Origin of the sequence: Pseudomonas mendocina (assembly GCF_900636545.1) — a bacterium.
GTDB lineage: Bacteria > Pseudomonadota > Gammaproteobacteria > Pseudomonadales > Pseudomonadaceae > Aquipseudomonas > Aquipseudomonas mendocina.
This window is the reverse complement of record NZ_LR134290.1, coordinates 983503-1007289: the sequence shown is the minus strand read 5'-3', so window position 1 is coordinate 1007289 and position 23787 is coordinate 983503. Positions and strand designations below refer to the sequence as shown.

Sequence of the window (23787 nt, the reverse complement as noted above, 5' to 3'; positions counted from 1 at the left end):
CGATGCGCCTGACCGACACCCACACCCACCTGGATTTTCCGGACTTCGACGCCGACCGCGATGAGGTGCTCGCGCGCAGCCGGGCGCTGGGCGTGCAGCGTATGGTGGTGCTCGGGGTGTACCAGGCCAACTGGCAGCGTCTGTGGCAACTGGTCGAGGCGAACGAGGACTTGCATGCTGCGTTCGGCCTGCATCCGGTCTACCTGGAGGATCATAGACCGCAGCATCTTGCCGAACTGCGCAACTGGCTGGGCAAACTGGCCGGGCACCGCAAGCTCTGCGCCGTTGGCGAGTTCGGTCTGGATTATTACCTGGCAGAGCTGGATCGCGACCGTCAGCAGAAACTGTTCGAAGCGCAGCTTGAGCTGGCGGTGGAGTTCGAATTACCGGCACTGCTGCACGTGCGCCGCGCCCATGCTGCCACCATCGCCACGCTCAAGCGCTTTCGCCCGGCACGCGGCGGCATCATCCACGCTTTCGCCGGCAGCCACGAAGAAGCACGCGAGTACATCAAGCTGGGCTTTCGCCTCGGCCTCGGCGGCGCCGCCACCTGGCCGCAGGCCAACCGCCTGCGCAAGGTCGTGGCACAGCTTCCGCTGGAATCCATCGTGCTGGAAACCGACGCCCCGGACATGGCACCCGCCATGCACCCAAACCAGCGCAACAGCCCCGAGCACCTGGCGGATATCTGTGCCGAACTGGCCGCGCTGCGCGATATGACCGCCGAGGCGCTGGCGGCGGCCAGCAGCCGCAATGCGGATGAGGTGTTCGGCTGGAACTAGGCTAAGCTCGCCTCTGTGGGAGGGGCTTTAGCCGCGACTCTTAAAAAACATCGCCGCTGAAGCACCTCCCACGAGTCGCCACTCACACACGAAACGCGCTGATCAGCTGCTTGAGCCGCGCCACCAGCTCGCTCAACTCGCGACTGGCCTGCTCGGTCTGGCTGGCGCCGGCGGCTGTACGCTCTCCGGCATGGTTGATCTCGACGATGTTCTGATCGATGTCGTGTGCGACGGCCGTCTGCTGCTCGGCCGCTGCGGCGATCTGTTGGTTCTGGTCGACGATCATGCCCACGGCGCCGAGAATATTTTCCAGCGCCAGTTGCACCTTGGCCGACTCGCTCACGGTGCCGTCAGCCATCTGGTGACTGGCATTCATCGCCTTCACCGCCGCACCGACGCCGCCCTGCAGCTTGGCGATCATCGCCTCGATTTCCTCGGTGGACTGTTGGGTACGCTTGGCCAGGTTACGTACTTCATCGGCCACCACAGCGAAACCGCGGCCCTGCTCGCCGGCTCGCGCCGCCTCGATCGCGGCGTTGAGCGCCAACAGGTTGGTCTGCTCGGCAATGCCCTTGATCACGTCCAGTACCTGGCTGATCGCGGCACTGTCGCTGGCCAACTGGTTGATCACCAACACCGATTGGTCGATCTCACCGGCCAGCCGCTGGATCGCCCCCACCTGCCGTTCGACCAGGGCGCGGCCACTGACCGTCTCCTGATTCACGCTCTGCGCACTGCCCACCGCAGCCGCGGCGCTGCGCGCAACTTCCTGGGCAGTGGCGGACATCTGGTTCATCGCCGTGGCCACCTGTTCGATTTGCGCACGCTGGCTGGCCACCGCCTGGTTGCTCTCGCCCGAGACCAGTTCGACCCGGTCGGCCTGCCCGCCGACCTCGCCCACGGTTTGGCCAACACGCTCGATAAGATCATGAATACGCTGCACGGTCTGGTTGAAAACCTGGCCCAGCTCGCCGAGCTCATCACGACTCTGCGCCTGGAAGTTGACCGTCATGTCACCAGCGGCCACCTTGTCCATTACCCGGCCCAGATTCTTCAGGGTCGCCCGCGTGGAAACGTAGAAACCGCTGTAGAGGTAGACGATCAGCAGGAACACCACGATCAGCGCCACAGCCAGCAGCACCATCTGCGCACGGTTTTCGCTCAGTCGCTCACTCAGCTGATTGTCGAGGAACGCCAACAGGCCATCATTGAAGGCATAGGTCTTGGCCATCTGCTGGCTGATCTGGTCATAGAACTGCGTCCAGGGTGTATCCAGGCTATCGGCGATGATGACCTGATCCTCGAACAGCACACCACTGTCCTTCAGGCTCTGGCGGCTCGCCTCGGCCAGGCTGCCAAGGCCGTTCTGCGCGGCGACGTTGCCGGCCAGGGCATCCTGCAGATTCAACCCATACTCGGCGTGCAGTTTCTCCAACTGCAACAACAGATCGTCGAACTTGGTGCTGGCTGCAGAGTTGAGAAAGCCCTGGCCCAGGGAATAGGCGCCAATCGCGCGCCCCTGGCTTAGCACATCGGTAATTTGCGGCGTGACATTGGTGATCAACTCGGTGATCTGCCGCACCTGGCGTTGCGGGTCCTGGCTCAGGCCGGCCTGACTGGCCACCAGCTTGATGAAGACCTGGGACGACCCCAGCAGCTTCTCGACGATGACCGTCTTGCTCTGCAACGAGGTCTCGGCCTCTGCGCTTTTCAGCTCGGCCAGCAATTCGTCACGCTTGGCGATGAATTCCGCCGCCTGCTCAGCCTCGCTGGTCACTGGCTCCAGCCCTTGCAGACCGGCACTGAGCGATTGCTCCAGTTGGCTGATTCGCCCCTCCAGATCACCTGCCTGACCGGATTGGCCGATCATCGAGTTGATCTGTACCAGATCGTTGAGGCTCTCCAGATCGCGGCGCAGCTGCAGGGTACTGCCGAGCAGTTCTAGGCTTTCCAGGGCTGTCTGGGTGCCGACGAACTGACGATAGGAGTCTCGCACCAGATAGAAGTTGGTGACGAGCATGGGCAGGAAGAATAGGACGCTGATCAGGCTGAACTTCATGCCGAAGCTGAGGCGATTCATCAGCGCGATGGCCGGATACAACACGGTCTTCACTAGACGTCTCCAGTTGCCATTATTGTTATAGGTATCGCTTGGACCGCCGCCGAGCCTCTCACGGGCCGATCACGGTGTCCTGTATCGACCGACCTGCGACGCGCTGATCCATGCGACGAATACAGGCAGATAAATGTGACGAAAATCACCAAACTGGGTCGACTACCGCCTCCTTATACCCCTTATCGACACGCTTCTCTGTAACTTAAGGTTAAACGCGCGCCGTACTTACCCCGTCGGGCTGGCGCCACGAAAAGCCTCTCAGAAATGCGCAGGGCGGCTCACGCCGCCCCACGCAGAAGTTGCCAAGCTGCACCGCTGAGCTAGAAGAACAACACCCAGGCTGCATAACCGGCGTACCAGACCACCGCAGCACGGATCAGTAGCTGCCACAGTTGGTCCAGCGTATCGACGCCCTCCTCGCCCATCACTGGCGGCGGCATTTCACCCGCGGCACACCCGGCCTTGATCACCAGCTGCGCAGCGGAAATGTCCCAGCTCAACAGCTCATGCAACAGGGCGCGGCTGACGGCGACGAAGTTGCCGACCAGCGCGAAACTGGAAGCCAGCACCCGCGCCGGCAGCCAATCGAAGGCATACCGCAGTTGCACCGCACGTTCACGCAGGGCCGGCTGCTCGGCGTACTCGGCACTTAGCGCCAGCAATCGATAAGTCAGCGCCGCCATGGGTCCCAGCAGCAGATACCAGAAGATCACCGCGAAGAAGCTCTGATACGCCTGCCAGAGCAGATGTCCCTGAACTTGCTGGAGCAGCTCCGTGCCCTCCTCCGGCTGCAATGCCAGGTCACGCTCGGCCACATGGTAAGCCGCCTGACCGTCGCCACGCCGCCAGGCGTCACGGAAAGGGCCCAGAGCCGCGAGCAGATCACCACGACCCAGGCTGTAGATCAGCACCAGCAAATGCACCGGCAGGGCCAGCCAGCCGTAGGCCAGCGGCTTGAGGATCAATAGCACCAGCCCCAGTGCCAATACCGGCAATAGCACCAGAATAGCCAGGCACAGCCACGGGGCCTGTTGCAGCCCGCCTTGCTGCAAGCGCTGCAGTTGAGCCAGCCAGGGACCGTCCTGCTGGATGCGCAGGCGCCATGCGGAAAATTTCTCGACCCACAGCACCAGCAGAATCACCAGAAAACTCATTGCTACCTCTCCTTCAATTCGGCATGCAGGCGCGACCAGTCGAACGCCGGCCCTGGGTCGGTCTTGCGTCCGGGGGCGATGTCGCAGTGGCCACGGATACGCTGGGCCGACAGCGCCGGGTAGGCATCCAGCAACTGCCGCGTCAGCTCCGCCAAGCTGGCGTACTGAGCGTCGCTGTAGGGCAGATCATCGGTCCCTTCCAGCTCCACACCCAATGAAAAATCGTTGCAGTTGTCACGTCCTTCGAACCAGGAAACACCGGCGTGCCAGGCACGGTCCAGACAGGAGACGAACTGCGTCAGCCTGCCATCACGCTCGATGAAGAAATGCGCGGAAACCTGCAGTGAGGCGATTTCGGCGAAGAAAGGATGCTCGTGCGTGGGCAACCGGTTCTGGAAGAACTCCAGCACCTTGCCTGTCCCGAACTGTCCAGGCGGCAGGCTGATGTTATGCACCACCAGCAGGGAGATTTCGCCACAGGGGCGAGCGTTGAAATTCGGCGATGGGCAGTGATGAATACCCTGAAACCAGCCGGTTGAGGGGTCGAGCTGCATGTGGCACTCCTGAACGTGCCACCACTCTAGAGCAGCCAACCCGCACGGCCAAGAGCGAGACAGCAACAGGATGTGCGAAGAGGCGAAAATCGAGGAGCGAGATTCGTAGGAGCAGCGCCTCGAGGCGAACTGCCCCCGAAACGGAAGCTAACGGAGTGGCCTTGGGCAGGCGCCTACAAATCCGGTCGGACCGGGAGCAAAACGCTCCCAGGCGAGGATCAGGCGTTCTTCAGCTTGCGCAGATTGCCGATCACCGACTCCAGCGCGCGATCGAACAGCAATGCATCGTCGAGCAGGCGAATGGAGTTGCGACGGAACTCCACGGCCAGCGCATTGCGGCTCTTTTCCAGCACTTTCATGCCGGTACGGTTGACGAATACGTACTTGCCAGTGGGTTTGATGATCGCCGCCAGCTTGCAGCGCAGCTTGTGTTCTTCATCTTCCTGAAACTCGACCCAGCTGCCCACTCGCAGACTATCGACCTGCAGCAACGCCTCGTCATCGTCCGGTAGTACTACATCCGGCTCCTGCGGATGAGTCTGGCCCGGCGCCAGCAGGACGATTTCCTCGACCACTTCGACCATGGCCGGCGCATCCTCGACCTCTTCCGCTGCCGGCAACTCCAACAGCGGCAGTTCGATGCCTGCCTGGGTCACGTTGGTGGTGGATTCGGGCTCGTTCGGCGCAACCTCTGGCTCGCTCGTGGCACGCTTGAAGCGCTGGAAAGCCTGCACATGCAGGGCCTCCAGCTGACTGAAGAATTCGCTGGTGGAGAAGGGGTCGAAGGCTGCGCTGGCCATCCCTTCACGCAATGCCTTGAGCAGACCAGGCACCAGTTCCAGCAGGCGCAGACGCGCCTCGGGGTCTTCATGCGGGGCGACGCTCCAGACCAGATCATCCATGGTCTGCAGCGCAGCCTGCCACTCTTCCGAGTCCACCCCGTGCTTGAGGCACGTGAGCATCAGCACCTTGCTCCAGGCTTCCTGCAGCAGGCGCACCACCACTTCCGGCAGGGTCTTGCCCAGCAGCCGCTCATTCAGCGCCTGTTCGACCTGACGGCGCGCCAGTTCGGCCTTGGCACTGCCCTCCTCGGCATCACGGGTACGCTGTTCGAGCAGCTCGCTGCGACGACGCTCGTCTCCCGTGAACGCCATGAACTCAGCGAGCAGCTCGGAGAAAATAGCCGGATCGTCGACGAAGTCATTGAGCAGACGCTGCACCACCTGCTCGATCTTCTGATACAGGCTGTCGCGCTGCGCATCATCCTGGTCGACCCAACCCAGCGCCGCGGAGGCGATTTCATTGAGCAGACGGCGTGCCGGATGACTGCCGCGACTGAAGAAGGTCTTGTCCAGCACAGCGACCTTGAGCATGGGGATCTGCAGGCGGCCGATCAGTGCCTTTAACGAATCTGGTAGGGTGCGATCATCGAGAATGAACTCGAACAACATCGACACTAGGTTGATCACGTCCTCGTCGACTTCGCCGACTACCCGTGCCTTGCCACTCTTGGCACTGGCACGCTCGAGCAGGCGCTCGAGCTGATCACGCAGATCGAAGTCCTCGACGTTGACCTGCGCAGGGGCGCGCTGCTGCATGTGCGACAGCAGGCGCATCAGGTCATTGCTGGTAATCGGTAGTGCGTCGGCCACCTGGGCGCGACGCGGCATGGCGGTGCCGCGTACCTGCAAGAGCAGATCCTGCAACGCACCGAACACTTCCTGAACACCATGATCGGCACCTTCGAGCAAGGGCATGCCCTCCTCGCCCGAGGAATGGCTATATGCAGAAGCCACAGGGCGCTGCTGGCGACGCGGCGGAGCGGACTTCAACTCTGGCAGCACACCCGCATTGACCAACGCCTGATTGGCCTCGGCATAAAGAACGTCGCAGTTCCCCAGCACGTATTTTTCGAACAGCTTGAGGATGATCAGCTTGACCTTGATCTCCACACCTAGCCCGCTGCAGGCATCGAGGAAGTACTCACTGAGCAGGGTTGGGCCAAGCGGATTGCTCTTGTCATCGAGCTTCTTGCTGATAACGGCATTGAGACGCGTGGTGAGGTGGCCCAGCGCCATGACATCACGACTCATGACCTTGGCTACCATGGCATCCAGCGCCACGGTTTCTTCCAGCTCGTCGTTTTGCACCAAGCTCAGGCTGTCGAAAGACACAGCGTCCAGAGCAGGCTGCGGCTTGCCGATTTCGTATTGATTGAGATTGGCGAAGGACTCGAACACCTTCTGCAGGAAACCCCGCTCGATGTTCTTGCGCTTCAGGCGCAGGTCGCGCATAGCCTCGAAGAAGGCGTTCTGTTCGGCATTGCTGGTCGCCCGATCCGCCATCTCGAAGAGGGTATCGTCGGCGTTGTCGAACAGGCTCTGCAGGTTCTGCTTGAGCTGTTGCGCGGCTTTGTCACGCACCTGAATCAGCGCCACGGGCAGTCTTCCTACCGGCGAAGTTGGCGATTGCTCAGCGGTGGCCTTGGTCAGCGGCACCACATTCGCGTCGGTCTTCATTCTAGTCTCCCGCAGACTGCCCGAACCCGGGCTTCCTGGTCTGCACAGCGTCAACCGAGCGTCGTCCTTAACGTCAAAGGCCTGGCGTCAATAATGTAAAAAGTAAAGGCATTATAGGGAGGCTGCGCGCCATACCAAGCCAATTTTTCCTACAGACATGATCCAGATCACAGATAGCCACACGCCATCTACAGGCGGTAGCCCATACAGCACCGTCGAACTTCTTCCAGCCTAACGCTGGCAGCCACGTGATGCGGCACCAGTGGTCGGAGCACTAACCGATAAGAGCTGCACGCCCTGGTGAAAGTGCCCGGTCAATCATCGAAAACCGAACGACACATCACGGCGCTCGACCATTGCCCCGCACTCCAGACTGTGTGAAAACTACTGCGCTCGGCCATGCTGCGTTAAAAAACGGCTCAAAATGCTCATTTACAGCTCGTAAACTGCGCTTTCTCGCCGTTTTTTGCCTTGCCTGACCTTCGCTCGCTACGTTTTCACACGGTCTGACTCGCCTGGCTCTATAATCGCCCCTCGCCTACACCGGAGCCGACCATGCCCAACCTGACCCTCGCCGAACTCAGCAGCGAAATCGAAGCCAATGTCCGCCGCGCCCTGGCCGAAGACATCGGCAGCGGCGATATCACCGCCCAGCTGATTCCGGCAGAGCGCCTGGCCAGCGCCCGCGTGATCACCCGCGAAGAGGCTGTGATTTGCGGCACGACGTGGGTCGATGCGGTCTTTCGTCAGCTCGACCCACGCGTGGCAGTACACTGGCAGGTGCAGGACGGCGACCGAGTGCACGCCGACCAAACCCTGTTCACCCTTGAGGGCCCGGCTCGCGCCCTACTCAGCGGCGAGCGTAGCGCACTGAACTTCCTGCAGACCCTGTCAGCCGTTGCTACCCGCTGCCGCCACTACGCCGATATTGTGGAAGGTACCCAGGTCAAGCTGCTCGACACCCGCAAGACACTTCCCGGCCTGCGCCTGGCGCAGAAATATGCAGTGACCTGCGGCGGATGCCATAACCACCGCATCGGCCTGTTCGACGCCTTCCTTATAAAGGAAAACCACATCGCCGCCTGCGGCGGCGTCGCCCAGGCAATTTCCGCTGCCCATCAGATCGCCCCCGGCAAACCAGTTGAAGTGGAAGTGGAAAGCCTGGAAGAACTGCGCGAAGCGCTGGAAGCCGGCGCCGATATCGTCATGCTCGACGAGCTGTCACTGGAAGACATGCGGGAAGCCGTGAAACTCACCGCCGGCCGCGCCAAACTGGAAGCCTCGGGCGGGATCAATGACAGCACATTGCGTGTGATAGCTGAGACGGGCGTGGACTACATCTCTCTAGGGACGCTGACCAAGGATGTGAAGGCGGTGGATTTGTCGATGCGACTGTCGCTATAAGGCACGGGCTGGCTTACCGTAGGAGCGGCGCCCCGCCGCGAAGCGTTCGCCAGAGCACCGCAGAACCCACAGCTTCGCCCCAGGGCGGGGCTTCCTACAGAGCCATGCTCAGGCTGGGGTTTTGTTGCTGGCGCTGTCGAGAATATTGAAAAACACCGTCTCCAGCGAAACAGCCGGTTTGATCGTCAGCAAATGGCCGCCAAGCTGATTCAACTGTGCAATGAACGCTGGCAGATCCGCTTGCAAAACCTCGCATTCAAACTCACCTTCACGCAGTACACGCAGCGGCTCACCAATCGGCTGCGACGCGTGATAGCGCACCAACATATCGTCAGCCCGCTCAGCCGCCAGCTCACGCGGGGAGCGCACGGTCAGCAGCTCACCTTTATTGATAAAACCAAAGCGGTCGGCGATACGTTCAACATCGTGCAAAACGTGAGAAGTGAAGAAAATTGCCCCCCCCTGCTGCTTGAACTCGGTAAGGATATCCACCACATCCTTACGCCCGACCGGATCGAGGCCGGACAGCGGCTCGTCGAGCACCAGCAACTTGGGCTGCACCGCCATGGCATGCGCCAGCGCCACGCGCTGCACATTGCCCTTGGATAACTCACGGATACGCCGCTTGGCATTCATATCGACGGAGAAGCGCTCCAGCCAGTACATGCACCAGACATCGGCGTCCTTACGCTTGATGCCATACATGGACAGGCCCATGCGCAGTATTTCCAGCGGGGTGAACTGCTCATAGAGCGCTGGCGACTCGGGCACAAACGCCAAAGGCTGACGTGCCTCGGCACGATGAGCATCGACACCGTAGATGCTTACCTTGCCCTGATAGTCGTTGATGATATCCAGCATCACTTTGATGGTGGTGGACTTACCGGCACCATTAGGGCCAACGAAACCGAAGACTTCGCCTTCGGTGAGAGCGAAATTCACGTTATTCAGTGCGCGAAGTTCCTTACCTTTGGCGCGAAAGGTATGACTGACGCCTTTGAACTCCAGTACAGCGCTCAAGGCTGCTCCTCCAAACCTGCAATTTTCAATTTACGTAGTTCGATACGCCCTTCACGCAACTCATAGCCCAGCCCCAGAGGATCATCTGGAAATGCTAATAACTCACCGGAGCTTACCAATTGGGTTAGATCCCCCAGGGGGCCATGCAGAACCTCATAACGATGCTGTGCGGCACGCAAATCTACCAAGCCCTGCAGGCGAACAACCCGTCGATCCAACATCTCACGTAGTTGGAGGTCATCAGCTACATCGCGCTGTAGAGTCAGATACTCTAAAGCCAGACGCTCATCGGAGAACTTCTCAACCCTCAGCATTACGGCCAACTTGCGCAAAGCAGCAGCATTCTCTGGCCATCGAGTCGCCGACTCCTCCAACACCCGAGCAGCTTCATCGGCATTTCGATTGAAGAAAGAAAGATTTATGCCATAGAAAAACCCGGGCATGCCATCCCAGAAACGGCAGTCAATGGCTCGACGCAGAATATCATTCCCTTCTACCACAGCTCCGCCCCATGTAAGAAGACCGTTAGCGAGGTAATAGTTATCCTCATGACAGGGGTTAAGCTCGGAAACAACACGCTGAGCACGAATCAAGTAATGCGAGTTAAACTGACCGTAATCCATTCCAGTTGCAGACAGACGCATAACCTCTAAATTGGCAGCAAGAAATCGATCCCCACCATAAAGAGCTAAAAGGATTGGAGCACTAACCACAACCCGATCTGACGCCACACCGTAATTCGGCTCAGGCAGTTGCTGAGAGCGCCAGAAGACCAAAGTAGCGAATAGAGCAAAACCCAATATCGTCAAAAACAGAGAAATATAGTAGCGCCGCATATCAAACAAAACGCTTACGATTGAAAGCCCAGACAGCAAGCGCCATCAAAGCAAAAGCATAAATCAGACAGGACATCAACAACCACGGCCAATCTACAGGCAGAAATTCCATCTGCCCATACAATGAAACCCCCCTAACATCTAGCGCTCCCAAATCAGGAAGAAGGTAAGCGAGTAACCCAACACCCGAACCATAACTTTCAGCGTTAGACACCACACTAGAATCCCGAGCCAGCAATTCAATAATAGCCGCAAAGGAACGTGCCACCAACATAAACCCAAAAGTGCCTACTAATACAAAACTCGATGTCGAAGCGGTCAACGCCAGAAAGCTAGACAGAGCAGTTAACACCAGGAGATCTAAAGCGATGAAACCCATCGTAATAAGATACCCGCCCACAAGGTCTACTGGAGTAGACTGCACGTACCCCTCCCCAGCCAACCTAACCAAAACACTCAGCAAAATCGCCAAAAGACACAGGAGACCAAATATTAAAACTGTGACAGCAAAAAAACGCCCCCACAACCAAGATAGTCTTGTATAAGGATATGAAAGAGAACTAAGAAAATAACGTCGCTCAAACTCATTAGAAAGCAGCTCTTGAGTCAACATCACGACAACAAAAGGCAACAACAAACGAATGATCGAGATACCCACATCCAGAGCAACAGTTGCTGGCTGCCGCCCGGCAAACTGAGCCCCCAACAGCACTGCTAATGACAAGAAAACAACCGAAAACAAAACAAGCCCAATATAACGAGCTCGAAAAGACAAACGAATGGTCACAAAAAAAATGGCAGGAAACTTCATAACAAACTACAATCCACCCAACACTCTCCACACCAAACTTAAAGCTGGCAGGCGAGACACATAAATCTCGCCCGCCAATACATTACGGGTTAAGCAGCATAACAGTAGAGTTAGTTTCGGCGCCCGCTGCAGTGCAAGTATTACCACCAGGATACTGAGTATTAACAGTACCCAAGATAGTAGTTGCAGAAGGCATAGCAGGACCTACCACATCTTCTAGAGCACAGTCTGGATCTGCCGCACCCACAGTGCACGACACTATATGCTCTGGAATACCATCAGCCGGGACGGCAGCAACAGTCTTAACCGGCACAGAGCGAGTAGTCACCTTGCCACCAGTATGGCACGCAGATAGAGCAACCGCATTGGCATTACACGTAACGCCAGCATGAACATTATTGCTCAAGTTAATACGTACGTTTTCATTCAGCGGAGCACAATCATCCATGCTAACACTGCCTGACTGGGTCAACTGAACAGCAGAGGCCATACCGGACACCATCAGCCCCGCGAGAACAAGAGTAATCTTTTTCATATTCATCACCCAGACCATTAGCGCAGAGAAGAAATAATAGATGTAACACCGTTCTTCACATCAGCAACCGCCGAAGTATCGTTCGCTTTTTGACGATAATCATTAAACTGAGGAATGGCGATAGCAGCCAGAATACCGATGATCGCGATCACGATCATCAGCTCGATCAGGGTAAAACCCTTTTGCTTCTTAAGAGACTTCATGGACGAACTCCTATTGTGGTTAAGGTCAACGACCTAGAACACCCAAAGCAGATAGCGTGCCAAGAAAGTTGGTCCCTATCGCGAAGCTCGGCCACGCCGCTAGCCCAGTGCAAACCAGCTTCTAGCGAGCCCTTAAGCGGGCCGACTGCTGGCAGAGCCATCCCTGCAAGAGTCACCAACTGACACTTTTGGTCACCCCTATAGAACCTGCTTGGGCGGCAGCATGGCTTTAGGCTATAAAGATGCCTTAGCCATCAGCTCGATACCTAATGCAATGAACGACACCGTGATCGCAACTGGCTTGGCCCGACAACTTGTCAATGCCGAACTGCTCGACGAACGTACAGCCAGCAACGCTCAGGCACAGGCTGCCCGTAACAAGATTCCGCTGGTGTCTTATTTGGTACAGAACAAGCTGATAAGCAGTCGCGCGCTGGCGGAGGTGGCAGCCGAGCAATTTGGCATGCCCTACTTCGACCTGACTGCCATCGACAAGGAAAGCCAGCCTCGCGAGGTGCTAAGCGAAAAACTCTGTCGGCAACATCGGGTACTACCGCTCTACCGCCGAGGCAACAAGCTGTTTATCGCCCTCTCCGACCCGACCAATCACCAGGCGCTGACCGATGTTCAATTCAGTGCCGGGCTTAGCACCGAGGCGCTACTGGTCGAGGACGACAAGCTGGGCGATGCCTTGGAGCGTTTTTTCGATACTGGCAATACCGGCATGGAGGATTTGGCCGATGTTGACCTGGATGGACTGGATGTAGAGGCCGTCACCGACGACAAGGACGATGCTGGCTCGGGCGGCGATGCCGATGATGCGCCAGTGGTGCGCTTTATCAACAAAATGCTGCTGGATGCGATCAAGGGCGGCTCATCCGACCTGCACTTCGAACCCTACGAGAAAACCTATCGCGTGCGCTTTCGTACCGACGGTATGTTGCACGAGGTGGCACGCCCGCCAATCCAACTGGCCAGTCGCCTGTCTGCTCGCCTAAAGGTCATGGCGCAATTGGACATCTCCGAGCGACGCAAGCCGCAGGATGGCCGGATCAAGATGAAAGTATCGAAGAACAAGGCCATCGATTTTCGCGTCAACACCCTGCCTACCCTGTGGGGCGAAAAGATCGTGATGCGGATTCTCGACCCCACCAGCGCCCAGATGGGTATCGATGCCCTGGGTTACGAAGAGGGTCAGAAAGAGCTGTATATGACAGCTCTAAAGCAGCCGCAGGGAATGATTCTGGTAACCGGCCCCACAGGTTCGGGCAAAACCGTATCACTCTATACCGGGCTGAATATTCTCAATACGCCGGATATCAATATCTCCACCGCAGAAGACCCGGTGGAGATCAACCTGGAAGGCATCAACCAGGTCAACGTCAACCCCAAGCATGGCATGGACTTCTCGCAGGCTCTGCGAGCGTTCCTGCGTCAGGATCCAGACGTGATCATGGTCGGTGAGATTCGCGACCTGGAAACCGCCGAAATCGCGGTAAAGGCCGCGCAAACCGGGCATATGGTGATGTCCACCCTGCACACCAACAGCGCGGCGGAAACCCTGACACGTCTACGCAATATGGGCGTACCAGCATTCAATATCGCCACCTCGGTCAACCTGATCATCGCTCAGCGCCTGGCGCGCAAACTCTGTAGCTGCAAGAAAGAAGTAGAACTGCCGCGCGAGGCTTTACTAAAGGAAGGCTTCCCCGAGAGCCAGATTGGCACCTTCAAGCTTTACGCCCCCAACGGCTGCGATAATTGCAAAGGCGGCTATAAAGGAAGGGTGGGGATTTATGAAGTAGTTAAAATCACGCCCTCGCTGCAACGCATTATCATGGAGGAAGGCAACTCCATCGAAATCGCCAAGCAGGCGCGAGCCGATGGTTTCAACGACCTCCGTACTTCAGGGCTGCTCAAGGCGATGCAGGGCATCACCAGCCTGGAAGAAGTCAACCGCGTGACCAAGGATTAATCCATGGCGGAAAAAGCACTGAAAACCAGCGTGTTCGCCTGGGAAGGCACCGATAGAAAGGGTGGCAAGGTAAAGGGCGAGCTCAGTGGGCAATCGCCGGCCCTAGTCAAGGCTCAACTGCGCAAGCAGGGTATCAACCCGATCAAAGTGCGCAAGAAAGCGGTTTCATTGTTTGGCGCGGGCAAGAAAATCAAGCCGATGGACATTGCCCTGTTCACCCGGCAAATGGCAACTATGATGAAGGCCGGCGTACCGTTGTTGCAGTCCTTCGACATCATCGCTGAGGGTTTCGACAACCCCAATATGCGCAAGCTGATCGATGAGGTTAAGCAGGAAGTTGCGGCCGGTAACAGCTTCGCTTCCGCACTACGCAAAAAACCGCTGTATTTCGACGACCTATATTGCAACCTGGTCGACTCCGGCGAACAGTCCGGCGCGCTGGAGACCTTGCTGGATCGTATTGCCACCTACAAGGAAAAAACCGAATCCCTGAAAGCAAAGATCAAGAAGGCAATGACCTACCCGATTGCTGTGATCGTGGTCGCGCTCATCGTGACAGCCATTCTACTGATCAAGGTAGTACCTCAGTTCGAATCGGTATTCCAGGGTTTTGGTGCGGAGTTACCAGCCTTCACCCAAGTGGTCGTAGATCTATCACGCGGCCTGCAAAATTGGTGGTTCGTGGTGCTGGGCGGGATATTCGCCGCCGCATTCATTTTTTCCAACACATACAAGCGTTCGGAAAAATTTCGCGACGCTCTGGATAGGGCACTGCTCAAGGCTCCAATCATTGGCGACATTCTGTACAAGGCCGTGGTTGCACGCTTTGCCCGCACCCTCGCCACGACTTTTGCCGCTGGCGTGCCACTGGTCGACGCACTCGACTCGGTAGCCGGCGCCACCGGCAACGTGGTTTTCCGCAACGCCGTACACAAGATCAAAGTGGACGTGTCTTCGGGTACTCAACTGAACTTCGCCATGCGCAGCACCGGCATCTTCCCCACTATGGCCGTGCAAATGACAGCTATCGGCGAAGAAGCCGGCTCGCTGGACGAAATGCTTGACAAGACCGCCAGTTACTACGAAGAAGAAGTAGACAACGCCGTAGACAACCTCACTACCCTGATGGAACCAATGATCATGGCTGTGCTTGGGGTACTGGTTGGTGGCCTTATCGTGGCGATGTATCTGCCTATCTTCCAGCTGGGTGCGGTGGTCGGCTAAAACATGGCGCTCGAAATTATGGCCGACAATCTGTCGGCCTTTGTTTTTATCTGTGTAGTTTTTGGTCTGCTAATCGGCAGCTTCCTCAACGTCGTGGTCTACCGCCTACCACTGATGCTGCAACGCGACTGGCAAAGCCAAGCGCGTGAAGTATTGGAACTACCAGCGGCGCCGACAACAGAAACTTTCAACCTGATACTCCCCAACTCCTCATGCCCCAACTGCGGCCATGAGATTCGGCCCTGGGAAAACATTCCGGTGATCAGCTACCTGTTCCTGCGCGGCAAGTGCTCGAACTGCAAGACGCCGATCAGCAAGCGCTACCCCATCGTAGAATTGGCCTGCGGCCTGCTTTCAGGCTATGTCGCCTGGCACTTCGGTTTTACCTGGCAGGCCGGAGCGATGCTGGTGTTGGCCTGGGGGCTGCTGGCCATGAGTCTGATCGATGCCGATCACCAGATCCTGCCGGATGTGCTGGTGCTGCCGCTGCTTTGGCTGGGCTTGATCGTCAATTACTACGGGTTGTTCACCAGCCTGGAAGGTGCCTTGTGGGGGGCGATCGCCGGTTATCTGAGCCTATGGTCGGTGTACTGGCTATTCAAGCTGATCACCGGCAAGGAAGGCATGGGCTATGGTGACTTCAAGCTGCTGGCCATGCTCGGCGCCTGGGGGGGCTGGCAGATTCTGCCACTGACCATTCTGCTGTCGTCGCTGGTCGGGGCGGTGCTCGGGGTAATCATGCTACGCATGCGTGGCAGCGACTCCAGCACGCCGATTCCCTTCGGGCCCTATCTGGCGATAGCCGGGTGGATCGCCTTGCTTTGGGGTGATGTGATTACTAGCAACTATCTGAAGTTCGCTGGGTTCTGACGCGCTTTTATCTGCCGGCACTTCATGCGGATTCACGACGGGGCGCCACTACAGTCCGTAGCCGGATGAAATCCGGGATTGCCGATACATTTCCCCGCATTGCATCCGGGCTACCGTCCGAACTGGCTGTTTTTTATCCGGTTGCCAACTTGTGGGAGCCCCACCTCCGGGCGCGACTCCTACAGCGAGTCAGGAGCGCCAGGTTCGCATCGCATCCCAATCCCCCCTACAATCGCGGCCTTGAGCAATAACTAGGCTGCGTTGACGTCATGAAACCCTGGATACTCGGCCTGACCGGCGGAATTGGCAGCGGCAAGAGCGCGGTGGCGCAAGGCTTTATGGAGCGCGGCGTGCATGTGGTCGATGCTGACCACGCGGCGCGCTGGGTAGTCGAGCCGGGCCGACCGGCATTGGCGAAGATCGCTGAGCACTTCGGTGACGGCGTGCTGCAAACCAGCGGCGAGCTGGACCGCGCCGCGCTACGTAAGCTGATATTCGCCGACCCCGAGCAGCGCCGCTGGTTGGAAAGCCTTCTGCACCCGCTGATCGGCCAGGAAATCATTCAGGTGCTGGCACGTGCCGAGTCGCCTTACGCCATCCTTGTTTCGCCACTGCTGGTCGAGTCCGGGCAGCGGCAGATGACCCAGCGCGTACTGGTCGTCGACACCCCAGTCGAGTTGCAGATCCAACGCACCATCGCCCGCGACCAAAGCTCGGAAGAGCAGGTTCGCGCGATCATGCAGGCGCAAGCCAGTCGAGAAGAACGCCTGCGTCATGCCCATGACGTACTGGTCAACGATCGCGACATGGCCTGGCTGGATGCTGAGGTCGAGCGCCTGCACAACTTTTACCTGACCCTGCGCGGAGGCCAGCCATGACCACGACCGTTCAATGCCCGACCTGTGGCGCACCCGTCGAGTGGAAAACCGAAAACACCTATCGCCCATTCTGCTGTGAGCGCTGCAAGCTGATCGACCTGGGTGCCTGGGCTGCCGAAGAGCATGCGATTCCTGGCAACGATCTGGAAGATGAGATGTTCAGCGGCGACCTGCCGACACGGCCGCATTAATAAGCGATCGCGGCTGAAGCCGCTCCTACAGTCGCATCAGCATCGTGCGCGCAGACGCTACCTATGACTATCAGGGGCGCATAAAAGCGTAGTCTCGATCATCGTCGAGGTTGTCGGCGAGAAATTGCAGTTCGTGGGCCAATTCCTGGGGATCGCGCAGCGCCTTGCTCTGCTGCACGACCTCCGACAGAAGAGCACGCAATGCCATCACAGGCTCGCTGCCCTGGGTCTGGGCCTCATGCAGATCCTCTTGAAGCGCTTTTCTGGCCCAGCTGTGAATACTCATGTCGAATCCTCGGACGTGTTTTTCACAGCATGCCCGCAGGCACATCACGAGCATTGATCAGGATCAACCCTGCCGGGAGCATTCAATCGGCCAATACGGTGTCATTCATTCACCACGATCATTCTCCTTCCAGGGCGCCTGCAGGTAGCGGCTGCGATTGAAGGTTTCCAGCCAATCCGGATAGAACACCACCAGTGCCGTGACGATGGTGCCGTTGATGAAAGCCTCGGGGAACGCTACCAGCCACAGGTAGCCGGCGAAATCGTCCAGCCAGGGCGGCATGGGGAACAGGCCGTCCACCCACAACAAGGCGAGACCGCCGAGCAGGGTCATCAGTGTCGCCAGCGCAGCCGGGAAGAACCCGCAGAAGAAGATGTAGACGAACAGGTTACGTGGCTGCGCGCGCTCGACACGCAGTGCGCAAAGCTCGGTGACCAGCACCGGGATCAGCACCAACAGCACGCCATTGATGCCGAGTGAGGCCAGGTCCATACGCCCAATCGCCATCAGGCCAAGCTGCGCCGCCAGGCCCGCGAGCACGGCCAGTGGCCAATCGAGCAGCAGGGTTACCGCGGTCATACCGATGAAATGATAGGAGAGCCCGGAGTCGAAATCGCGGCGCACCAGCCACAACAGAAACAGCGCGAGCATGGTGCCGAACAGCAGATGCTGGCGGCGCAGATCACTGAACAGCTCGACCCAGGGCGCCCGCGCCACCGCCCAGAGCAGCGCCAGCCCGTAGATCAGCCAGCCGCTGAACAAGGTGGAGAACGCCAGCAGATTAGAAGCGATCATGCGTGCACATCCTTTAAATTCCCCCATCGCTGGCCAGGCAGTCTACACCGGCACTTGGGTTTTAATTTTGCCGGCAGCGCAACTGCAATGGCGACCACCTTCCTATTGATCGATAACAGCCAAAGCCCAGCCGGATATCCGCCTTCGCAGGAACGACGGAGATTACAGGCACTGGCATGCGGGTCAGCGCTACGGCTAAGCTTTAGACATGGACGATTCCGATTATTTGCGCCTACTTACGCACCAGGCCGAACAGGCCAATGCCTTCCTTTCCAACGCGAAGAAATGGGAGCGCGAGCGCTGGGTCTGCCAGCGTCTGCTGCAGGCGCTGAACGTGCGCCACCATCACGACGATTTCACTCCTAGCGGCCAGGAGCCGCCGGATGTGCTGTTTCGCGACGCCAACTTCGAAGTGTTCTTCGTGCTCGATGAAGGGCGGCGCCTCAATGACGAGTGGCGCGCCGAGCTGGAGCGTCGCCGCAGCGCCTTTTCCCTGAGTCAGCTGGTGCGCCGCGAAGCACGCCCCAAGCGCATCCCAGCCAGCGAGATGCAGGCGCGCCTGGCGCCAACCTTGCGCAAGAAGGCGCACAACTATCGCGAACGCGGTATCGACCTGAGCGACCTCGACCTGGTCGCCTTCGTCAGCCTCAAGCGCGCTGTACTCGACTGCAACAGCCACTTCCCGCCACCCACCGAATATCTGCGCCAGGGTTGGCGCTCGCTGTCACTGGTTGGCCCACGCTTCGCCCGCGTGCTGTTCGCTCATCCCGACGCACCGGATTTTCTGCGGCAGAACCTCGGCCGCAGTCTGCTGTTCGACATCGGGATCGGCCTATGAGGCCGTTGCAGGAATTGCTCGCCGACGTGCCACAGGTCGGCCAGGTACGCTGGATAGGCGTTCGCCCCACAGCACGTGAGGCGATGCTCGAAGTCGAAGCCGTGGAAGCCCGACGCGAGGCAGGCCTGACCGGAGATCACAGCCGTCCCGGGCCGCGCAATGCGCGACAGGTCACGCTGATTCAGTGGGAGCACCTGGCAGTCGTCGCCGCCTTGCTCGGCCGCGATGCGCCCATGCAGCCGAGCGAGCTGAGGCGCAACATTGCGGTCGCCGGCATGAACCTGTTCAGCCTGAAAGGCAGGCGCTTTCGTATTGGCCAGGCGCTGCTGGAGACCACCGGCTGGTGCCAGCCCTGCGCACGCCTTGAAGAACGCCTTGGCCGCGGCACCTTCCAGGCGATGCGCGGGCATGGTGGGATAACCGCCAGGGTGATAGAGGGCGGCATCATCCGCCTGGACGACACCGTACGCGTGGAAGCCTTCAGCGCAATATCTGACCCGCAGGACAACGAAGCTCGCCAAGGCTGGCGGGCACGCCTAGCAGGCCGTTGAAAAACGTAGCGAGGCAGCCAATGCAATACCGATGGCGGCCCCGCAAAAACAGGCGAAAAACGGTCGGAGTCGCGCTCGACTTTACGAGCTGTAAATGAGCATTTTGATCGGACTCGCGCACGAGCCTGTTTTTAACGCAGCAGTGGCAACGCAGATAGTTTTTCAACAGCCTGCTAAGATAGCCGCATTCAAGCAGAGGCCTACCCATGACCAGCCGCCTGAGCCCCGAAGACCAGCAGAAAGTCGACCAGTACCTGAGCGCGCCGCAGCATCAGGTGGAACGTCAGCCGTTTCGTGTCTGGCGCCTGCTCGCTGTAGTGCTGGTCGTCGTCATCGGCCTGGGCCTGCTGAGCCGTCTTCTGAGTCGAATGGTGCTATGAGCTGCCTAGCGCTCGCCCTCTCGCACTCACACCGTCTTATTCAAAGCCTTGTGAGCACTTTCCATGTCCCATCGCATCGTGATTGTCGGCGGCGGCGCCGGCGGTTTGGAGTTGGCCACCCGCCTTGGTAGAAAACTGGGCAAGAGTGGCGCCGCGCGGATCATTCTGGTCGACGCCAACCTCACCCATATCTGGAAGCCCCTGCTGCACGAAGTGGCCGCCGGCTCGCTGAACTCCTCGGAAGACGAACTGAACTATGTGGCCCAGGCCAAGTGGAATCATTTCGAGTTCCAGCTCGGCCGCATGTCCGGCCTCGATCGTGCAAGCAAGAGCATCACCCTGGCGCCCACGCTGGATGATGACGGCCAGGTGCTGATGCCTGAGCGCTGCATCAGCTATGACAGCCTGGTGATCGCCGTCGGCAGCACCACCAACGATTTCGGTACCGCCGGCGCTGCCGAACACTGCATTTTCCTCGACACGCGGGCGCAGGCCGAGCGCTTCCACCGGCGCATGCTCAGCCACTACCTGCGCGCGCACGCCAATGAGAGCGAAGATGGTTCGAAGATCGACATCGCCATCGTTGGCGCTGGTGCTACGGGGGTCGAGCTGGCCGCCGAACTGCACCACGCTGCCAAGCAGCTGGCCGCCTATGGCCTCAATCGCATTCGCCCCGAAGATATGCGCATCACCCTGATCGAGGCCGGGCCGCGTGTGCTGCCTGCGCTGCCGGAGCGCATCGCGCGTCCGGTGCATCAGACCCTGGAGAAGCTCGGTGTCACGGTATTGACTGGTGCGGCGGTCAGCGAAGTGACCGCCGAAGGACTGAAGACCAGCGATGGCAACTTCATTCCGGCGAGCCTGAAAGTCTGGGCTGCCGGCATCCGCGCACCGGGTTTTCTCAAAGAGCTCGATGGCCTGGAGAGCAACCGCATCAACCAACTGCAGGTACGCCCGACACTGCAAACCACGCTCGATGAAGACGTGTTCGCCTTCGGCGATTGCGCTGCATGCCCGCAGCCGGGTAACGAAGGGCGCAACGTGCCACCGCGCGCCCAGGCGGCACACCAGCAGGCATCGCTGCTGGCCAAGTCGCTGCGCTTGAAGATCAGCGGCCAGGCGCTGCCGGAATATCGCTATCGCGACTACGGCTCGCTGATCTCGCTGTCGAGCTTCTCTGCGGTCGGCAACCTGATGGGCAACCTGACCGGCAGCGTGATGCTCGAAGGCTGGCTGGCGCGAGTGTTCTACGTGTCGCTCTACCGCATGCACCAGATGGCCCTGTATGGCGTACCACGTACCCTGCTGCTGATGCTCAGCGACCGCATCGGACGTAGTACCGAGCCACGTCTCAAGCTGCACTGAAGCTGTCTATACTGGGGCACGGACGCCCCAGTCGCTGGCGAGCGTCCTGCTCGCCAACATCTGCCCATTCGAGGCATCGCGCATGAATACGCAATGACCCGGCAACGCCCCGTCTTCAGCCAAGTCACAGGTTCGGCAACTACCTGACATCCCCATCCCAGAATCCGCCTGCAACGGAGCATCGCAGATGCACCCAAGCAATACGCCTGCCTCCAAACCCTCGGCCCTGGCATTGCTGATCGCCGCAACCGGCGTGGTCTACGGCGACATCGGCACCAGCCCGCTGTACACCCTGAAGGAAGTTTTCAACTTTGGCGTGGCCCCCAACCACGAGGGCGTGCTTGGCATCCTTTCGCTGATCATCTGGTCGTTGATCTGGGTTGTCTCGATCAAATACGTACTGTTCATTCTGCGCGCGGACAACGACGGCGAAGGCGGTGTCATGGCCCTGACCTCGCTGGCTCAACGCGCTGCACGCAACTACCCACGCCTGCGCAAGGTGCTGCTGTTGATTGGCTTGTTCGGGGCCGCACTGTTCTTCGGCGACAGCATGATCACCCCGGCAATTTCGGTACTGTCGGCGGTCGAAGGCCTGCAGGTCGCCTTCGATGGTATCGAACGCTGGGTCGTACCACTGGCGTTGGTGATACTGGTCAGCCTGTTTCTGATTCAGAAACACGGCACCGCGCGTCTTGGCATCCTCTTCGGCCCGATCATGCTGCTGTGGTTCAGCGTACTCGCGCTACTGGGCATCCATGGCATCAGCCAGTATCCAGAGGTGCTCAAGGCACTGAACCCCTACTGGTGCATCCACTTTTTCATCGTCCACCCCGGCATCGGCGTGGCCATACTCGGTGCCGTGGTGCTAGCGCTGACCGGTGCCGAAGCGCTGTATGCCGACATGGGCCATTTCGGCCGCAAGCCGATCGCCCGCGCCTGGTTCTTTCTGGTGCTCCCAGGCCTGCTGCTCAACTATATGGGCCAGGGGGCGATGATCCTCGCCAACCCGGCGGCAGCGCACAATCCGTTCTTCCTGCTAACGCCCGGCTGGGCACTGCTACCGATGGTCGCGCTGTCCACCCTGGCCACCGTGATCGCCTCTCAAGCGGTGATTTCCGGTGCGTTCTCGCTGACCCATCAGGCCATTCAACTGGGCTATATCCCGCGCATGTTCATCCAGCACACCTCGGATACCGAACAAGGACAGATCTACATCGGCACGGTGAACTGGATGCTGATGATCGGCGTCGTGCTGCTGGTACTCGGCTTCGGCTCATCCAGCGCCCTGGCTTCGGCCTACGGCGTGGCAGTGACCGGCACCATGCTGATCACCACACTGCTGGCCGCTGCCGTGATGCTGCTTTTGTGGAACCTCCCCAAGTGGCTGTCCGTACCGATCCTCGCCGGTTTCCTGTTGGTCGACAGCCTGTTCTTCATCGCCAACCTGCCGAAGGTACTGGCGGGCGGGGCGTTCCCCCTGGTCGCAGGCATCATCCTCTTTCTGCTGATGACCACCTGGAAGCGCGGCAAGGAGATCGTCTTCGAGCGCCTGGGTGAAAACGCCCTGCCACTCGAGGTATTCAGCGACAGCATCGCCCGCCAGCCCCCACATCGCGTCAAAGGCACCGCCGTGTTTCTGACTGCGCGTACGGACAGCGTACCGCACGCACTGCTGCATAACCTGCTGCACAATCAGGTGCTGCACGAGAAAGTGGTACTGCTGACGGTGATCAGCGAGGACAGTCCACGCGTTGCTTCAAGCAACCGCCTAGAGATTCAGGAGCATGGCGAAGGTTTCTATCGCCTCCTGCTGCACTTCGGTTTCAGCGAACGCCCAGATGTGCCGTTGGCGCTCAGCCAATGCCATGTGTCGGGGTTGAGCTTCGAACCCATGCACACCACCTACTTCATCAGCCGGGAGACGGTGGTATCGACCCGCCGTATTGGCATGGCCCGCTGGCGAGAGCTGCTGTTCTCGTTCATGTTGAAGAATGCCAACAGCAGCCTGCGCTTCTTCAATCTACCGCTGAACCGGGTGATCGAGTTGGGGACTCAAGTGGAAATCTGACCGATAGAAACGAAGAAGCCCGCACTAGGCGGGCTTGTTCGTTGTGGTGGTGGGTCGTGTAGGATTCGAACCTACGACCAATTGGTTAAAAGCCAACTGCTCTACCAACTGAGCTAACGACCCAAATATGGTCGGGGTAGGGGGATTCGAACTCCCGACATCTTGCTCCCAAAGCAAGCGCGCTACCGGACTGCGCTATACCCCGTAAGGAAGTTGGCTCCGCGACCTGGACTCGAACCAGGGACCCAATGATTAACAGTCATTTGCTCTACCGACTGAGCTATCGCGGAACTTCGGTCTTCCATCTCTGCCGCGTTTAAGCTTTTGCTTTACCGCTTCAGAGGCGCGCCATTTTACGTAGCAAAAATTCCCTGTCAACCCCTGCAAACTGCTTTTACGACAATGCTTTGCGGCGCGAGCATGGACTACTAT

The 23787-nt window shown here is 58.9% G+C and carries 23 protein-coding genes and 3 tRNA genes; 12 read left to right on the top strand and 14 right to left on the bottom strand.

Features of this window, described 5'->3' with window-relative positions; translation table 11 throughout:
• Nucleotides 1-2 precede the first annotated feature (2 nt).
• Complete coding sequence (locus tag EL191_RS04580) at nucleotides 3-782, top strand: TatD family hydrolase (protein WP_017361383.1); 780 nt, start codon at nucleotides 3-5, stop codon at nucleotides 780-782.
• 82 nt (nucleotides 783-864) lie between these two features.
• Here EL191_RS04580 and EL191_RS04575 read toward each other — a convergent pair whose 3' ends face one another.
• The 4 genes from EL191_RS04575 to EL191_RS04560 form a co-directional block, all read right to left on the bottom strand.
• The gene (locus EL191_RS04575) at nucleotides 865-2895 is read right to left on the bottom strand and encodes a methyl-accepting chemotaxis protein (protein ID WP_041976825.1); all 2031 of its coding nucleotides are present in this window, start codon (nucleotides 2893-2895) and stop codon (nucleotides 865-867) included.
• Nucleotides 2896-3218: 323 nt separating this feature from the next.
• Nucleotides 3219-4052, bottom strand: coding sequence for a regulatory signaling modulator protein AmpE (gene ampE / locus EL191_RS04570; protein WP_041976822.1), 834 nt, complete (start codon nucleotides 4050-4052; stop codon nucleotides 3219-3221).
• Between the two features lie 2 nt (nucleotides 4053-4054).
• Entirely contained in the window at nucleotides 4055-4606 is a 552-nt protein-coding gene (ampD, locus tag EL191_RS04565; RefSeq protein ID WP_041976820.1) for a 1,6-anhydro-N-acetylmuramyl-L-alanine amidase AmpD, read from the bottom strand.
• 218 nt (nucleotides 4607-4824) lie between these two features.
• Nucleotides 4825-7125 carry a DUF1631 domain-containing protein gene (locus EL191_RS04560; protein WP_041976817.1) on the bottom strand — a complete coding sequence of 767 codons (2301 nt, stop codon included), beginning with the start codon at nucleotides 7123-7125 and terminating at the stop codon, nucleotides 4825-4827.
• 555 nt (nucleotides 7126-7680) lie between these two features.
• Here EL191_RS04560 and nadC point away from each other — a divergent pair.
• Entirely contained in the window at nucleotides 7681-8529 is an 849-nt protein-coding gene (gene nadC / locus EL191_RS04550) for a carboxylating nicotinate-nucleotide diphosphorylase (protein ID WP_041976814.1), read from the top strand.
• 108 nt (nucleotides 8530-8637) lie between these two features.
• On the opposite strand, the gene EL191_RS04545 is transcribed toward nadC, so the two are convergent.
• The 5 genes from EL191_RS04545 to EL191_RS24645 form a co-directional block, all read right to left on the bottom strand.
• Nucleotides 8638-9549: an ABC transporter ATP-binding protein gene (locus tag EL191_RS04545; RefSeq protein ID WP_041976812.1), complete on the bottom strand. Its 912-nt coding sequence runs from the start codon at nucleotides 9547-9549 to the stop codon at nucleotides 8638-8640.
• Complete coding sequence (locus EL191_RS04540; RefSeq protein ID WP_230926001.1) at nucleotides 9546-10424, bottom strand: hypothetical protein; 879 nt, start codon at nucleotides 10422-10424, stop codon at nucleotides 9546-9548. Before EL191_RS04540 ends, EL191_RS04545 begins: the two co-directional genes overlap by 4 nt.
• Nucleotides 10387-11196, bottom strand: coding sequence for a hypothetical protein (locus EL191_RS04535; RefSeq protein WP_041976806.1), 810 nt, complete (start codon nucleotides 11194-11196; stop codon nucleotides 10387-10389). Before EL191_RS04535 ends, EL191_RS04540 begins: the two co-directional genes overlap by 38 nt.
• A gap of 82 nt (nucleotides 11197-11278) precedes the next feature.
• The gene (locus EL191_RS04530) at nucleotides 11279-11731 is read right to left on the bottom strand and encodes a hypothetical protein (RefSeq protein ID WP_126403455.1); all 453 of its coding nucleotides are present in this window, start codon (nucleotides 11729-11731) and stop codon (nucleotides 11279-11281) included.
• 17 nt (nucleotides 11732-11748) lie between these two features.
• Complete coding sequence (locus EL191_RS24645; RefSeq protein WP_041976804.1) at nucleotides 11749-11934, bottom strand: prepilin-type N-terminal cleavage/methylation domain-containing protein; 186 nt, start codon at nucleotides 11932-11934, stop codon at nucleotides 11749-11751.
• 274 nt (nucleotides 11935-12208) lie between these two features.
• Here EL191_RS24645 and pilB point away from each other — a divergent pair, with 274 nt between their 5' ends.
• The 5 genes from pilB (at nucleotide 12209) to yacG (ending at nucleotide 17072) form a co-directional block, all read left to right on the top strand.
• Nucleotides 12209-13909, top strand: coding sequence for a type IV-A pilus assembly ATPase PilB (gene pilB / locus EL191_RS04520; protein WP_041976801.1), 1701 nt, complete (start codon nucleotides 12209-12211; stop codon nucleotides 13907-13909).
• 3 nt (nucleotides 13910-13912) lie between these two features.
• Complete coding sequence (locus EL191_RS04515; RefSeq protein WP_041976797.1) at nucleotides 13913-15133, top strand: type II secretion system F family protein; 1221 nt, start codon at nucleotides 13913-13915, stop codon at nucleotides 15131-15133.
• Between the two features lie 3 nt (nucleotides 15134-15136).
• Complete coding sequence (locus tag EL191_RS04510) at nucleotides 15137-16003, top strand: prepilin peptidase (RefSeq protein ID WP_162184340.1); 867 nt, start codon at nucleotides 15137-15139, stop codon at nucleotides 16001-16003.
• Between the two features lie 269 nt (nucleotides 16004-16272).
• On the top strand, nucleotides 16273-16881 hold the full coding sequence (gene coaE, locus EL191_RS04505) for a dephospho-CoA kinase (RefSeq protein WP_041976792.1): 609 nt from the start codon (nucleotides 16273-16275) through the stop codon (nucleotides 16879-16881).
• On the top strand, nucleotides 16878-17072 hold the full coding sequence (gene yacG, locus EL191_RS04500; protein WP_013714026.1) for a DNA gyrase inhibitor YacG: 195 nt from the start codon (nucleotides 16878-16880) through the stop codon (nucleotides 17070-17072). Before coaE ends, yacG begins: the two co-directional genes overlap by 4 nt.
• 70 nt (nucleotides 17073-17142) lie before the next feature.
• On the opposite strand, the gene EL191_RS04495 is transcribed toward yacG, so the two are convergent.
• Together EL191_RS04495 and EL191_RS04490 are read right to left on the bottom strand one after the other, a co-directional pair.
• Nucleotides 17143-17358, bottom strand: coding sequence for a hypothetical protein (locus EL191_RS04495; protein ID WP_041976790.1), 216 nt, complete (start codon nucleotides 17356-17358; stop codon nucleotides 17143-17145).
• Nucleotides 17359-17463: 105 nt separating this feature from the next.
• On the bottom strand, nucleotides 17464-18153 hold the full coding sequence (locus EL191_RS04490) for an energy-coupling factor ABC transporter permease (protein WP_041976787.1): 690 nt from the start codon (nucleotides 18151-18153) through the stop codon (nucleotides 17464-17466).
• Nucleotides 18154-18361: 208 nt separating this feature from the next.
• Between EL191_RS04490 and EL191_RS04485 the strand changes: the two genes are divergently transcribed.
• The 5 genes from EL191_RS04485 (at nucleotide 18362) to EL191_RS04465 (ending at nucleotide 23355) form a co-directional block, all read left to right on the top strand.
• The gene (locus EL191_RS04485; RefSeq protein ID WP_013714023.1) at nucleotides 18362-18991 is read left to right on the top strand and encodes a DUF1780 domain-containing protein; all 630 of its coding nucleotides are present in this window, start codon (nucleotides 18362-18364) and stop codon (nucleotides 18989-18991) included.
• On the top strand, nucleotides 18988-19542 hold the full coding sequence (locus EL191_RS04480) for an MOSC domain-containing protein (protein WP_041976784.1): 555 nt from the start codon (nucleotides 18988-18990) through the stop codon (nucleotides 19540-19542). Before EL191_RS04485 ends, EL191_RS04480 begins: the two co-directional genes overlap by 4 nt.
• A gap of 206 nt (nucleotides 19543-19748) precedes the next feature.
• Nucleotides 19749-19922, top strand: a complete 174-nt coding sequence (locus tag EL191_RS04475; RefSeq protein WP_013714021.1) for a DUF3094 family protein — start codon at nucleotides 19749-19751, stop codon at nucleotides 19920-19922.
• 63 nt (nucleotides 19923-19985) lie between these two features.
• Nucleotides 19986-21287: an NAD(P)/FAD-dependent oxidoreductase gene (locus EL191_RS04470; RefSeq protein WP_041976782.1), complete on the top strand. Its 1302-nt coding sequence runs from the start codon at nucleotides 19986-19988 to the stop codon at nucleotides 21285-21287.
• A 187-nt stretch (nucleotides 21288-21474) separates the two neighbouring features.
• Nucleotides 21475-23355, top strand: a complete 1881-nt coding sequence (locus tag EL191_RS04465) for a potassium transporter Kup (RefSeq protein ID WP_041976780.1) — start codon at nucleotides 21475-21477, stop codon at nucleotides 23353-23355.
• A 47-nt stretch (nucleotides 23356-23402) separates the two neighbouring features.
• Here EL191_RS04465 and EL191_RS04460 read toward each other — a convergent pair.
• From EL191_RS04460 to EL191_RS04450, 3 genes are all read right to left on the bottom strand, one after another.
• Nucleotides 23403-23478 (bottom strand) — tRNA-Lys (locus tag EL191_RS04460).
• Nucleotides 23479-23483: 5 nt separating this feature from the next.
• Nucleotides 23484-23560, bottom strand: a tRNA-Pro gene (locus EL191_RS04455).
• 9 nt (nucleotides 23561-23569) lie between these two features.
• Nucleotides 23570-23645 (bottom strand) — tRNA-Asn (locus tag EL191_RS04450).
• Nucleotides 23646-23787: the final 142 nt, after the last annotated feature.